We start from the raw sequence: 12,879 nt of genomic DNA on the forward strand, positions 1-12,879 counted from the left end.
CGGCAGACCGAATTTTTATTTCTCCCCGCAGGGGCAGGCCGCGCCGCTCTATTAACTTCCGGTTTATTTTCCATCTCACAATTTAATAAGCCCTCAATTGCGCTCCCCCCCGCGCCCTGATACAATAGCCTCAACGAAAGGAGCGCTGCAAATGCCGATGAACGAGATCATCCGCGAACAGCGGAAGGCGCTGGGCCTCACCCAGGAGCAGGTGGCGGACTATCTGGGGGTCACCGCCCCGGCGGTCAACAAATGGGAGAAGGGGGCCACCTGTCCGGACATCGCCCTGCTCTCCCCTCTCGCCCGGCTCCTCAGGGTGGACCCCAACACGCTGCTCTGCTTCGGCGAGGGCCCCACCGGGCAGGAGGTTGCCCGCCTCTGCAGCGAGATCGGCGCCGCCATGCGGACGGGCGGCTTCGCACGGGGCTTCGACCTCGCCATGACCCATCTCCGGACGTACCCCGCCTGCGCCCCCCTGCTCCACAGCGCCGCCATGCTGCTGGACGGCGGCCTGATGATGTCCGGCCTGTCCCCGGAGGAGAGAGAACCCTACGCCGCCCGGATCATCACCCTCTATGAACGCGCCGCCGACTGCGGGGACGGGGAGATCCGCGTCAGCTCCACCTTCCTGCTGGCCTCAAAGCACATTGCTTCCGGGCAGTACGACAGCGCCCAGGCCCTGCTGGACCGCCTCCCCGAGCGCAGCGCCATGGACAAGCGTCTGCTCCAGGCCAATCTCTGGGCCAGACAGGGGAAGCTGGCCCAGGCCGCCGAGGTCCTGGAGTCCCGCCTGCTCTCCGCCCTCAACGAGCTCCAGGCCCTCCTGCTGCCCCTGGCCGAGATCGCCCGGAAGGAGGGCCGGGCCGGCGACGCCGACCGGATTGCGGAAATGGCCGGGCAGGCCGTGGACCTCTTCGGCCAGTGGTCCTACGCCGCAGCCGTCCCGCCCTTCCAGCTCGCCCTGGCCCGGGAGGACGCCGCAGCCGCCCTGGCCCGGCTCTCCGAGCTGCTGGAGGCCGTCCTCGCCCCCTGGGACTGCCGCTCCTCCCCGCTGTACCGCCACCTCCCGCTCAGGGAGAGTCCCGGGGATTTCGGCGCACAGTTCCTCCCCGCCCTGCTCGCGGACCTGGAGTCCGATCCGGGCTGCGACTTTCTCCGCACGTCTCCTGAATTTCACGCGCTCATCGCCCGCTACCGCGCCAAATGCTGAAACCCACCCGGCAGCCTCATCAGACTGCCGGGTGGGTTTCTGTTTTGCTCTTCTCCTCCCTTGACAGGGGGGAGAACCGGCCGGGGCGGAGGATTTCATCCCAGCCCCAAGCCGCCCCTGTATAGCGCCGCCTTACAGCGCCCCCAGCACTTCCCCGGCGGCCTCCAGCGTCCGCCGTAGGTCCTCCCCGCTGTGGGCGGCGGAGACGAACATGGCCTCGAACTGGGCGGGAGCCAGATAGACCCCCCGCTCCAGCATCCCGGCGAAATAGCGGGCGTACTTTCCCACGTCGCTGCCCTTGGCGTCGGTAAAGGTGTTCACGTCGTCCGGGGTGAAGAAGGGGGAGAGCACCGAGCCCACCTGGTTGATGCGCACCCCGGTCCCGGTCCGCGCCGCGATCTCCCGCAGGCCGTCCGCCAGCCGCGCGGCGTAGCCGTTGATGCCGGAATAGACCTCCGGATGGGCCTTCAGATAGCGCAGCTGGGCCAGCCCCGCCGCCATGGCCACGGGATTCCCGGAGAGGGTCCCCGCCTGGTAGACGCTCCCGCAGGGAGCCACCTGCTCCATCAGCGCCCGGCTGGCGCAGTAGGCCCCCACGGGCATCCCGCCGCCGATGATCTTGCCGAAGGTGACGATATCCGCCCGCACGCCGAAGAACTCCTGAGCCCCGCCCAGGGCCAGGCGGAAGCCGGTGATGACCTCGTCGAAAATGAGCAGGGCCCCGTGTTTGTCGCAGAGGGCGCGCAGGCCCTCCAGGAAGCCGGGGGCGGGACCCACCACGCCCATGTTGGCGGCCACGGGCTCCACGATGACGGCCGCCACCTCTCCCGCGTTCTCATTCAGAAGGACCTCCACGCTCTGCAGGTCGTTGAACTGGGCGGTGAGCGTGTCCTTCGCGGCCCCCACGGGCACGCCCGCGGAGGAGGGGTGCCCCCCCGCCAGGGCGGAGGACCCGGCGTTGACGAGCATACAGTCGGAGTGGCCGTGGTAGCAGCCCTCGAACTTGATGAGCTTCTCCCGCCCGGTGGCCCCCCGGGCCAGCCGCAGGGCGGACATGACGGCCTCGGTGCCGGAGTTCACCATCCGCACCATCTCAATATTGGGCACCAGCTCCACCATGAGCCGGGCGATCTCCACCTCCCGCTCCGTGGGCGCGCCGAAGGAGAGTCCGTCCTTCACGGCCTCCTCCACCGCCTCCCTGACCGCCGGGTGGTTGTGCCCCAGTATCATGGGGCCCCAGGAGCAGACGTAGTCGATGTAGCTCCTCCCGTCCGCGTCGTGGATATACGCGCCGTCGGCCCTGGTGATGAAGCGGGGGGCCATGCCCACGGCCCGGAAGGCCCGCACCGGGGAGTTGACCCCGCCGGGCAGCACCCTTTTCGCCGCCTCAAAGAGCTGTTCGCTGCGGTCCATCAGCCGATGTCCCCCTTCCTCATGGCCTGGGAGAGCTCCTTGGCGTAGTAGGTGATGAGGATGTCCGCCCCCGCCCGGAAGATGGAAACCGCGCTCTCGCACATGACGCGGTACTCGTCGATGAGCCCCGCCGCCGCCGCAGCCTTGGTCATGGCGTACTCCCCGGAGACGGAGTAGGCGCACATGGGCAGATCAAAAGCGTCGGAGCACTCCCGGATGATGTCGAGGTAGCTGAGGGCGGGCTTCACCATGAGGATGTCCGCCCCCTCCTCCACGTCCAGGGCGCACTCCTTCACGGCCTCCTTGCGGTTGTGGGGGTCCATCTGGTAGCCCTTTCGGTCCCCGAAGGAGGGCGCGGAGCCCGCCGCCTCCCGGAAGGGGCCGTAAAACGCGCTGGCGTACTTGGCGGAGTAGGACATGATGGGGGTGTTCTGGTGGCCGTTCTTGTCCAGAACGGCCCGGATGGCCGCCACCCGGCCGTCCATCATGTCGGAGGGGGCCACCATGTCCGCCCCGGCCTCCACGTGGGAGAGGGCGGTCCTGCTCAGAAGCTCCAGGGTCTTGTCGTTGTCCACCTCGTGTCCGCACAGGGCCCCGCAGTGGCCGTGGTCGGTGTACTCGCACATACACACGTCGGTAATGACGTAGAAGTCGGGAAATTCCTTCTTGATGGCCCGGATGGCCTGCTGGACCACGCCCTTCCTGTCCCAGGCGGAGGAGCCGCTGGCGTCCTTCTTTGCCGGCAGGCCGAAGAGGATGCACCGGCCCACCCCGGCCTCCACGCACTCCCGCACCGCACCGCAGACGCTGTCCAGCCCGTAGTGGTACTGCCCCTCCAGCGCGTCGATGGCCCGCCTGCCCGTGAGCTGCTCGTCCACAAAGATGGGGTAAATGAGGCTGTCGGGGGACATCCGCGTCTCCCGCACCATATGCCGCAGGCTGTCGCACCCCCGCAGCCTGCGGGGCCGAATGGTCATATCCATCATAACTCCTCCAAATATCATATCCCGGCGGGGCGGGGCGGGGCGCCAAGCCCCATCACGGTCTCCACCAGCGCGTCCATGTCGGCCCTCTCCGCCACCACGGTGCGGATGCCGTGCTTTCCGGCCTCCCCGGCGGTCTGCACGCCGATGCACGCCCCGGTCACCCCGGAGAAATCAAAGTCCTCCCCCACGGAGGCGACGAACCCCTTCACGGTGGACGCGCTGGTAAAGGTCACCAGCAGGTCCTCTCCCCGCTCCAGCAGCTCCCGCAGCTCCCCCGACCGGGGATTCTCATAGACCGTCCGGTAGGTGTGGACGTCGTCATAGGGAATCTTACCCCCATCCAGCGCCGCAGTCAAGGCCGGGGAGCCCAGCTCAGCCCGGAGGATGAGCACCCTTCCCCGCGCCCGCTCCGCCAGCCCCGCGCCCAGATGCTCCGCGTCGTACACTTCGGGCACATAGTCCGCCCGCAGGCCGTGGGCCTTCAACTCCCCGGCGGTTCCGCCGCCGATGGCCGCCAGCTTTACGCTCCCCAGGGCCCGGGCGTCCTTACCCTGCCGGTCCAGCTCGTCCATCAGGGCGGACACCCCGGCGGGGCTGGTGAGGGCCAGCCACTCGTACGCTCCGATCCGCTCCATCGCCCGGGCCATGTCCGGACAGGGCACGATGGGCACGGTCTCGATGCAGGGGTACTCCACCACGTCGGCTCCCAGGTCCCGCAGCCGGCCGGCCAGGGTCCCCGCCCGCTCCCTGGGCCGGGTGACCACCACACGCCTGCCCTTCAGGGGCAGCCTGTCAAACCAGTCGAACCGCTCCCCCAGGGCGCACACGCTGCCGAAGACGCTGATGGCGGGCGCGCCCACCCGCTCGGCCGCCGCCTTCTCCGCCAGGGTGGCGGCGGTGGCGTCCACGCGCCGCTGCATGGGCGTGGTGCCCTGCTCCACAATGGACGCGGGGGTGTCCGGGTCCATACCGGCGGCCACCAGCCCCGCGCAGATGGCGCTCAGGCTCGTGACGCCCATGAGGAACACCAGGGTCCCCCCGGTGCGCACCAGGGCCTCGAAGTCGATGTCCAGGGGCTTTCCGTCACGGGCGTGGCCGGTGATGATGTGGAGCGAGGAGGTGAAGTCCCGGTGGGTCACCGGAATGCCGCCATAGGCGGGCACGGCGATGGCCGAGGTCACGCCGGGCACCACCTCGAAGGGTACGCCGCGCTCCTCCAGCAGTTCCAGCTCCTCGCCGCCCCGGCCGAAGAGGAAGGGGTCGCCCCCCTTGAGGCGCACCACCCGCTTGCCCTCCAGGGCCTTGTCCAGCAGGATTTGGTTGATGCCCTCCTGGGGCACCGTGTGGCGGGCCGCCCGCTTGCCCACGTCGATTTTCTCAGCCCCTTCGGGCATGAGGGCCAGGATGGGCGCGCCCACCAGGGCGTCGTACACCACCACCTGGGCCTCCTCCAGAGCTCTGCGGCCCTTCAGGGTCAGCAGTCCCGGATCGCCCGGTCCCGCGCCCACCAAAATCACGCTGCCCACCATAGGCCCGTTCTCCTTTCCTGCCGCCATCCATTGCCGCGGCAGATCACTTTTCATCGATGCCGTTTCAGTTTTCACGCCTGACCTGTCCCGCCAGCTCCGCGCCCAGCCGCTCGGCCTCCGCCCTGGGGCCGGCCGCGCGCACCCGGCGGCCGCACTCGTCCATGCCGGTCAGCGTGAGAATTTCCCCCTCCACGGTGGCGAAGGCCGCCACCGGCGAGGAGCACCCCCCGTCCAGCGCCCGGACGAAGGCCCGCTCCGCCAGGAGGCAGTCGGTGGCGTCGGCGTCCCGGAACCCGTCCAGCCAGGGGGTATCCGTCCCCGCCCGGGCCTGGACGGCCAGAATGCCCTGCCCCGCGGCGGGGAGCATCTCCTCCGGCGTAAAGCACCGGCTGATCCGCCCCTCCAGCCCCAGCCGCCTGAGTCCGGCGGCCGCCAGCACCAGGGCGGAGTACTGCCCCTCGTCCAGCTTTCGCAGCCGGGTCTGGACGTTGCCCCGCACCGGGGCCGACTCCACCCCGGGGAAAAGCCGCTTCAGCTGCAGCGCCCGCCGCCGGGACGCGCACCCGATGGGCCTTCCTGCGTCCAGCGCGTCAATCCCCGCGGGCAGCACCAGGGCGTCCCTGGGGTCTCCCCGCCGGGAGAAGGCCACCAGCGGCAGCCGCGGGTCGGTCTCCATGGGCAGGTCCTTGCAGCTATGTACCGTCAGATCCACCCGGCCCTCCAGCAGGGCGGCGTCCAGCTCCTTGACAAAGAGCCCCTTGCCCCCCACCTTGTCCAGGGTCCGGTCCAGAATCTTGTCCCCCGTGGTCTTCATGGTCACCAGCTCCAGCTCGATGGACGCATCCCAGGCCCGGATGGCCCCCATCACCGCCTCGGCCTGCCAGACCGCCAGGACGCTCTCCCGGCTTCCAACACGCAGCTTCATATAAACCTCCATGCTCCGCCGCATCAATCCGGGCCGAAAGCCCTCCGTGGGCGGAGGTGTTTCGGCAGACGCCGCGGCCGCCGCTTCAGCGGCGAGCGGCACGCCGATTTCTATGCCTTGTTTGATGTTTGATAAATGGCAGTCTGCCCGGCGGCGCGGGAGCTTTTCGTCTGGCAAGCCGTTTTTTCGCAGGAATCCTGACGGATTTCAGGGAAACACTGCGCCGTCCAGGCGGGAAAAGACCCGCCGATTGGGCGTGTTGACGTTTTCTAACAATATTTATGCCCCGCGTGGTCTCACGCGAGCTCCTCCAGTGTTTTGCGGATGGCCTTTGCGGCCTCCGCCGTCCGCCTGTGCCCCACGCCGTCGGATACCACGCCAGCCACCAGACCATCCCCCAGGCACACCGCCGGAAAGAAGAAGGTGCACTCCTCCTGCGCGTCGGCCACGCTGACGGGGATGCCCAGGGCCCGGGCGTCATCCCCCACCTGCCGGTTGACGGCCCGGTCATCGGTGGCGGCCACAGCCAGAAGGGCCCCGTTCAAATCGCCCTTCTCATAGGGCCGCGCCAGCCACCGCTCCGGCTCTCCCCGGCCCTTCCACACGGGCGCCACCACCGTGACCTCCGCGCCGAAGGACTGCAGCACGCTGATGCGGCGGCAGGCGATGGCGCCGCCGCCCACCATGACCACCTTCCTACCCCGCAGGTCAATGAACAGCGGGAACCGGGGCGCCGCCTGCTCCCCGGCCGGGATGCGCTCTCTGTAGCCGGCCCACTGGCGCAGGCGGTCCATATGCTTTTCGATGATCTCGCCCACCCGGGCGGGGATCTCCGGGCGGTATCCCTCCCCCAGCTGGTCCACGTTGAAAAGCCGCACGCCCTCCAGCGCCCCGGCCTCGGGCTGGATATCCCGGGGAATGGCCAGGTCCACCAGCACCGCCGGGCGGCGCGCCAGCGCAGCGAATTCCTCCGCCGTCACGGTAAAGTGGGGGCTGGTGGTGGCCGAGACCAGCACCTGCGCCCGCTCCATGGCAGCGTAGCGCTCCTCATAGGGGGCGACGGCGCAGCCCCTGGGCACCACGGTCTCCCCGTGGTGGTAGGTCCGCAGGGTCACCGTCACGGCGCACCCCGCGTCCCGCAGAAGGCCGGCGGCCAGCCGTCCCATCTCGCCGTTGCCGATGACCAGGGCCGTCCTGCCCTCCAGGCGGCCCAGCTCCCGCTCCAGCACCTCCACGGCCCGCTGGGCCGCCGAGTGGGAGACCCCCGTGAGGCGCACGTTGGTCTTGACCTCCTTGGCCGCCGACACGGCGGTGCGGAAGAGGGTCTCCAGCACGCTGTCCGCCCCGCCGAACTCCCTCGCCGCGGCGATGGCGGTCTTCACCTGGGAGACGATCTGGTCCTCGCCCCAGATCTGGGACTTGAGCCCCGCCGCCACCTCGCAGAGGTGCCGGGCCGCGTCCTCCCCCCGCCGGGTGACGAAGGCGTGGGAGAAGGGCGCGTGCTCCTGCCCCGCCGCGGCGCAGAGCAGCGCCGCCGGGTCCGGCGCCTCCCCCTCCCCGCAGGAGAGGTAAATCTCCGTGCGGTTGCAGGTGGAGATGAGCACGCACCCCAGCACCCCGGCGCGGGTCTCCCGGATATGCGCGGCCAGCTCTCCCGCCTGGCTTTTGGTAAAGGAGAGCCGCTCCCGCAGCTCAATGGGCGCCAGGGCGTAGTCCAGCCCGGCCATGGCGATGTTCATATGGCAATCAGCCTCTCCTGTATGTATCGTTCTCTCGGGTTCCGCATCCCATCCCGCCGGGGCTTTTCGGACATTCCCCCGCCGGTCTCATTCCTTTACGATGACCACGGAGAAGTACCCCTCCCCCGCCTCCAGCTCTTTCAGACTCTCATAGACCCGCTCGCCCTCCATGCCGCAGTTGGCCACCATGGCGGCCCCCTCCAGCAGCCCTCGGGCCTCCAGCTTGTCCCGCAGGGCGGGCAGGGCCCTGCCCGACTTCATAAATACCTTATTGGAGGGGAAATCGATGCACTCCTCCACCCCCTCGTAGGACGCGGGGACGATGAGCAGCCGCTCGGCCCCCTCGCACAGGGAGGTGTTGAGCCTGGCGGCCACGGCGCAGAAGGAGGGCACGCCGGGAATCAGCTCTGCCCGGTAGCCCCGGGAGAGCACCTTCTTATGGACATAGATGTAGGTGGAGTAGACCGTGGGGTCCCCCAGGGTGATGAACGCCACATTCTTCCCCGCGTCCAGCAGGGCGCAGATGTCATCCGCAATCTTCCCGTAGCAGCCGTCCAGCAGCGCCTTGTCCCGCACCATGGGCGTGGGGCAGTAGAGAAGCTCCCTGTCCGCCGTCCACTCCCGCACGATGTTGAGGGCGGTCTTCTCGCCGCTCCCCTTGTCGGGGACGGCCACCACGTCGGCCTCCCGCAGGATGCGCGCGGCCTTCATGGTCACCAGCTCCGGGTCGCCGGGACCCACGCCCACACCGTACAGCATTCCCTTTTTCATGCTCATTCCTCCCCGGCCGCCGCCAGCGCGTGGCCCACGAACATCTCCCGGACGCCCCGGTATTCCCCCAGCCCTTTTAGGTTACATAACACTTCGTAGCCCAGACTCTCCAGGCGGCTTTTCCAGGAGTCCTCATCCGCTCCGGCCAGGTCGTTTTTCGCGTGGTCCCCCGCCACCACCATCAGGGGGCAGAGGACCGCCCGCTTCACCTCGGGCCGCTCCGCCATGCGCCGGAGCACCTGCTCCAGCGCCGGGTAGCCCTCCACGGTGCCGATGAGGACGTCCCTGCGCCCCAGGTCGTGAAAGACGTACTCCAGCTGGGCGTAGGACGGGTTGACATAATGTTCCGTACCGTGACCCATGAAGATCATTGCCGTATCCTCCCGCTCCTCCGGCAGCTCGGCCAGCACCGCCGCCGCCAGGGCGTGATAATCCTCCACGGTGGTGAGGAGGGGCGCGCCCACGCTCAACCGGGCGAACCGACTGCGGCAGGGCTCCGCCTGGGCGAGCAGCTTGTCGTACTCCTCGCCGTTAATGACGTGGGTGGGCTGAATCACCACGTCGGTACAGCCCTCCCGCAGGAGGTCCTCCAGGGCCTCGGCCGCACTGGGGATGTCCAGGCCGTCCCGCGCCTTCAGCTTCCGGCAGATCATGCCGCTGGTAAATGCCCGGCGGAAGGCCCGCTTCGGGAAGGCTGCCGCCAGCTCGGCCTCGATGGCCCCGATGGTCCGCGCCAGGGTGTCCGCGTGGCTGGTGCCGAAGGACACCGCCAGGATGGCCTTTTTCTCATCCATACTCAAGCTCCTTTTATCAGGTTTCCCGGACATGCACAACGGGTTTAGCCGGCAGCGCAGCGCTGCCGCCGCTTCCCGCAGCGCTCAGTCAGAATGTGGAATTCTTCGCCGGGGTACGCGCCGGCTCTGGATATCAGCTTTTGGGGCAGATGATAGCGCGCGGAATGCCGACGCTTTATGACATGGGCGCGGCGAGGCCCCTTTATGTTCATCTATCGCCCGGCGGCGGTGCCCTATTCCCGCGCGTTCCCGGACGCGAGATAGATAAGCGCGTTGCAGATGGCCGCCGCCACATTGCTGCCGCCCTTTCTGCCCCGGGCCACGATATGGGGCGCGGCGGTGGTGAGCAGCAACTCCTTGCTCTCCACCACATTCACAAACCCCACCGGCACGCCGATGACCAGCGCGGGGTCCGCCTTCCCCTCGTCCATCAGCTCGCAGAGGCGCACCAAGGCGGTGGGGGCGTTGCCGATGGCGAATATCACGCTTCCCTCCAGCGCCGCCGCCCGCTCCATGGAGACGGTGGCGCGCGTCTCTCCCCGGGCCTTGGCCTCGGCGGCCACGTCGGGGTCGGACATGAAGCAGACCGCCCTGCCGCCGAATTTCTCCAGCACCCGCTTATTGACCCCGGACCAGGCCATCTGGGTGTCGGTGACGATGGTGCAGCCGCCCTTGACAGCGGCGATTCCCCTCGCCACCGCCCCCTCTGAAAACACCAGATTGTCGGCGTAGTCAAAGTCGGCGCTGGTGTGAATCACCCTTTTCACCACCGGGAGCTGATCCGCGGGAAAGCTCCGCGCCCCCAGCTCGGCCCCGATGATCTCCATGCTCCGCGCCTCAATCTCCGCGGGCGCGACGCGCTGTAACGTAATCTTCATTGTACGCTCCAATCCCGGCCCGGAAGAAGCCGGCTCAGCTTAATTACTTTTCAGGTCTGATTCGCTTCCGTCCAGAATGCGGTAAACGGCCTCCATGTCCAGCGCGGCGCGCATCCCGTCGGCCAGCTTGTCGTACTGCAGTTCCTTGTAGGCCCTCCAGTCCACCGCCCCGGCGGAGCCGTCCAGGCCCTTGGCCTTGAGCAGGCAGTTGACCAGCGCGGCGGCGCACCCGGAGCGGTCGAAAATACCGTGGACATAGCAGCCCCAGACGTTCCCGCAGGCCAGCCCGTCGGTATGCCCCTCCCCCTCCAGGGTCTGAAAATCCACCAGCGGCGCGTTTCCGCCCAGGTCGGTGCGGCCCATATGGATCTCATACCCCTCGAAGGGGACTCCCTCCATGTCCGCGAACACCCCCGCCGGGGCCCGGAAGCGCCCGGTTACCCGGGTCCGGGTCTTCTCACCGAAGAACACGGTCTCATGGGGCAGCAGCCCCAGCCCGGCCAGGGCGCCGCCCCCCTCCACCCCCCCGGGGTCGGAGACGGTGCGGCCCAGCATCTGATACCCGCCGCAGATGCCCGCCACCGCGCCGCCTCTGGCGGCATGCTTCAGGATGGCATTTTCCAGCCCGCTCTGGCGGAGCCAGCGCAGGTCGTCCATGGTGTTCTTGGTGCCGGGCAGGAGGATGAGGTCGGGATTGCCCAGCTCCTTGACGGAGCGGACGTAGCGGAGACTGACCTCCTCCATCCGCTCCAGGGGATTGAAATCCGTGAAGTTCGAGAGCCGCGGCAGGCGGATGACCGCGATATCCGCCAGGCCCACCCTGGCGCCGGGGCGGTACTCCAGCCGCTGGGACAGGGAGTCCTCGTCGTCCACGTCCACATCCAGCATGGGCACCACGCCCAGCACCGGCTTGCGGGCGATGTTCTCAAGCTGCGCCAGCCCGGGCCGGAGAATCTCCACGTCCCCCCGGAACTTGTTGATGATAAAGCCCTTGATGCGCGCCTGCTCGTCCGGCTCCAGCAGGGCCACCGTGCCGTAGAGGGCGGCGAAGACCCCGCCCCGGTCGATGTCCCCGGCCAGAAGCACCGGGGCGTTCGCCGCCTTGGCCATGCCCATGTTGACAATGTCGTCTTTTCGCAGATTGATCTCCGCCGGGCTGCCCGCCCCCTCGATGACGATGATGTCGTGCTCCGCCGCCAGGGAGCGGTAGGCCTCCATAACGTCGGGGAGCAGCCTGGCTTTGTAGGCGAAGTAGTCCGCCGCCTTCATGGTCCCTCTGGGCACGCCGTTCACGATGACCTGGCTCCCGGTGTCGTTGGTGGGCTTGAGGAGGATGGGGTTCATCCGCACGGAGGGCTCCACCCCCGCCGCCTCTGCCTGCATCACTTGGGCGCGGCCCATCTCCAGACCCTCGGCGGTAATGAAGGAGTTGAGGGCCATGTTCTGGGACTTGAAGGGGGCCACAGAGTAGCCGTCCTGCCTGAAGATGCGGCACAGCCCCGCCGCCAGCAGGCTCTTTCCCGCGTTGGAGGCCGTGCCCTGAATCATAATCGCCTTTGCCATCTACAGCACCTCTTTCAGCGCGGAAATCAATCTCTCGTTCTCACCGTGGGGCCTGACCGCGATCCGGTAGAAGTCCGGGCCCAGCCCCTCATAGTTGGCGCAGGAGCGGACCAAAATGCCCCGCTCCAGCAGCCTTTCCTTCAAATCGGCCCTGCCGGGGGCCTGAAAGAGCAGATAATTGGCCTCCCCGGGCCAGATTTTGAGGTTCAGGGCGCACATCTGCTCCAGAAGCCAGCTCCGCTCCGTCTGAATGAGCTTTCGCGCCTCCTCCGGCCACCGGGGACAGCCCATGGCCGCAATCCCCGCCGCCTGGGCCGCGCCGGAGACGCTCCAGGGCTGGCCGCAGAGGGACAGCCGCTCCAGAAGGGCCCCGTCGGCACTGAGGCAGTACCCCAGCCGCAGGCCGGGGATGGCGTAGCTCTTGGTGAAGGCCCGCAGGAGCAGCAGACGGGGATTTTCCGCCAGCCTGGGGGCCAGCCCCGGCCCCGCGCCGTCAGACAGGCTCAAAAAGCACTCGTCCACCACCAGAAGGATGCGGTTTTCCCCGCATTGATGCAGAATCTGCTCCATAAGCGGGGCCTTCACCCTTCTTCCCGTGGGGTTATTGGGGCTGCAGAGGAAAAACACGTCCAAACCGGGGGTCAGCTCTTCTAAAACCCGCTCCGTGAGGTCAAAATTCTCTTTGGCGTACAGCCGGTGGGAGAACACCTGCGTGCCCACGGCGCCCAGGGCCTGGGCGTACTCGGAGAAGGTGGGGGCGGTTACCAGCGCACGGGCGGGCCGCAGGGCGATGGCCAGCCGGAAGATGAGGTCCGCCGCCCCGTTTCCGCAGAGAATCTGTCCCGGCTCCACGCGGTCGCGGGCAGCGATGGCGGCGGTCAGCTCCCGGCAGAGGGGGTCGGGGTAGTGGACGCAGCCGTCCACCGCCGCCCTGGCCGCCGCGCGTACGGCCCCGGGCATCCCCAGGGGGTTCAGATTGGCAGAGAAGTCCAGTATCTCGCCCCCGTATCGGGCCTTTGCGGACAGGATATCGCCGCCGTGGGTATATTCCGCCAAACGAAACCGCCTCTT

At 68.2% G+C, this 12,879-nt stretch carries 11 protein-coding genes; 1 reads left to right on the forward strand and 10 read right to left on the reverse strand.

The window, feature by feature from the left end; genetic code table 11:
• Nucleotides 1-151: 151 nt before the first annotated feature.
• On the forward strand, nucleotides 152-1,210 hold the full coding sequence (locus H8S62_RS16725; RefSeq protein ID WP_186920324.1) for a helix-turn-helix domain-containing protein: 1,059 nt from the start codon (nucleotides 152-154) through the stop codon (nucleotides 1,208-1,210).
• A gap of 132 nt (nucleotides 1,211-1,342) precedes the next feature.
• On the opposite strand, the gene hemL is transcribed toward H8S62_RS16725, so the two are convergent.
• From hemL to cobD, 10 genes are all read right to left on the reverse strand, one after another.
• Nucleotides 1,343-2,623, reverse strand: a complete 1,281-nt coding sequence (gene hemL, locus H8S62_RS16730) for a glutamate-1-semialdehyde 2,1-aminomutase (protein WP_186920325.1) — start codon at nucleotides 2,621-2,623, stop codon at nucleotides 1,343-1,345.
• Nucleotides 2,623-3,606, reverse strand: coding sequence for a porphobilinogen synthase (hemB, locus tag H8S62_RS16735; protein WP_186920326.1), 984 nt, complete (start codon nucleotides 3,604-3,606; stop codon nucleotides 2,623-2,625). The genes hemL and hemB overlap by 1 nt, the downstream gene beginning before the upstream one ends.
• 17 nt (nucleotides 3,607-3,623) lie before the next feature.
• A complete protein-coding gene (gene cobA, locus H8S62_RS16740) occupies nucleotides 3,624-5,138 on the reverse strand; it encodes a uroporphyrinogen-III C-methyltransferase (protein ID WP_186920327.1) in 1,515 nt (504 codons plus the stop codon).
• A gap of 64 nt (nucleotides 5,139-5,202) precedes the next feature.
• Complete coding sequence (hemC, locus tag H8S62_RS16745; RefSeq protein ID WP_186920328.1) at nucleotides 5,203-6,063, reverse strand: hydroxymethylbilane synthase; 861 nt, start codon at nucleotides 6,061-6,063, stop codon at nucleotides 5,203-5,205.
• Nucleotides 6,064-6,359: 296 nt separating this feature from the next.
• Nucleotides 6,360-7,802 carry a glutamyl-tRNA reductase gene (gene hemA / locus H8S62_RS16750; RefSeq protein WP_186920329.1) on the reverse strand — a complete coding sequence of 481 codons (1,443 nt, stop codon included), beginning with the start codon at nucleotides 7,800-7,802 and terminating at the stop codon, nucleotides 6,360-6,362.
• An 87-nt stretch (nucleotides 7,803-7,889) separates the two neighbouring features.
• The gene (gene cobI, locus H8S62_RS16755; protein ID WP_155145618.1) at nucleotides 7,890-8,573 is read right to left on the reverse strand and encodes a precorrin-2 C(20)-methyltransferase; all 684 of its coding nucleotides are present in this window, start codon (nucleotides 8,571-8,573) and stop codon (nucleotides 7,890-7,892) included.
• Between the two features lie 2 nt (nucleotides 8,574-8,575).
• Entirely contained in the window at nucleotides 8,576-9,367 is a 792-nt protein-coding gene (locus H8S62_RS16760) for a sirohydrochlorin cobaltochelatase (protein ID WP_186920330.1), read from the reverse strand.
• 233 nt (nucleotides 9,368-9,600) lie between these two features.
• Complete coding sequence (locus H8S62_RS16765) at nucleotides 9,601-10,245, reverse strand: precorrin-8X methylmutase (RefSeq protein WP_186920331.1); 645 nt, start codon at nucleotides 10,243-10,245, stop codon at nucleotides 9,601-9,603.
• A 39-nt stretch (nucleotides 10,246-10,284) separates the two neighbouring features.
• Entirely contained in the window at nucleotides 10,285-11,808 is a 1,524-nt protein-coding gene (locus H8S62_RS16770; RefSeq protein ID WP_186920332.1) for a cobyric acid synthase, read from the reverse strand.
• Complete coding sequence (gene cobD, locus H8S62_RS16775) at nucleotides 11,809-12,864, reverse strand: threonine-phosphate decarboxylase CobD (RefSeq protein ID WP_186920333.1); 1,056 nt, start codon at nucleotides 12,862-12,864, stop codon at nucleotides 11,809-11,811.
• Nucleotides 12,865-12,879 lie beyond the last annotated feature (15 nt).

This window comes from Lawsonibacter faecis (assembly GCF_014287675.1).
Lineage (GTDB): Bacteria > Bacillota > Clostridia > Oscillospirales > Oscillospiraceae > Pseudoflavonifractor > Pseudoflavonifractor faecis.

Excerpts from the sequence above, each read along its gene's own strand:
- cobA (WP_186920327.1), bottom strand. The coding sequence starts at position 5,138 with ATGGTGGGCAGCGTGATTTTGGTGGGCGCGGGACCGGGCGATCCGGGA.
- H8S62_RS16725 (WP_186920324.1), top strand. The coding sequence starts at position 152 with ATGCCGATGAACGAGATCATCCGCGAACAGCGGAAGGCGCTGGGCCTC.
- hemC (WP_186920328.1), bottom strand. The coding sequence starts at position 6,063 with ATGAAGCTGCGTGTTGGAAGCCGGGAGAGCGTCCTGGCGGTCTGGCAG.
- H8S62_RS16765 (WP_186920331.1), bottom strand. The coding sequence starts at position 10,245 with ATGAAGATTACGTTACAGCGCGTCGCGCCCGCGGAGATTGAGGCGCGG.
- hemB (WP_186920326.1), bottom strand. The coding sequence starts at position 3,606 with ATGGATATGACCATTCGGCCCCGCAGGCTGCGGGGGTGCGACAGCCTG.
- H8S62_RS16770 (WP_186920332.1), bottom strand. The coding sequence starts at position 11,808 with ATGGCAAAGGCGATTATGATTCAGGGCACGGCCTCCAACGCGGGAAAG.
- hemL (WP_186920325.1), bottom strand. The coding sequence starts at position 2,623 with ATGGACCGCAGCGAACAGCTCTTTGAGGCGGCGAAAAGGGTGCTGCCC.
- hemA (WP_186920329.1), bottom strand. The coding sequence starts at position 7,802 with ATGAACATCGCCATGGCCGGGCTGGACTACGCCCTGGCGCCCATTGAG.
- cobI (WP_155145618.1), bottom strand. The coding sequence starts at position 8,573 with ATGAAAAAGGGAATGCTGTACGGTGTGGGCGTGGGTCCCGGCGACCCG.
- H8S62_RS16760 (WP_186920330.1), bottom strand. The coding sequence starts at position 9,367 with ATGGATGAGAAAAAGGCCATCCTGGCGGTGTCCTTCGGCACCAGCCAC.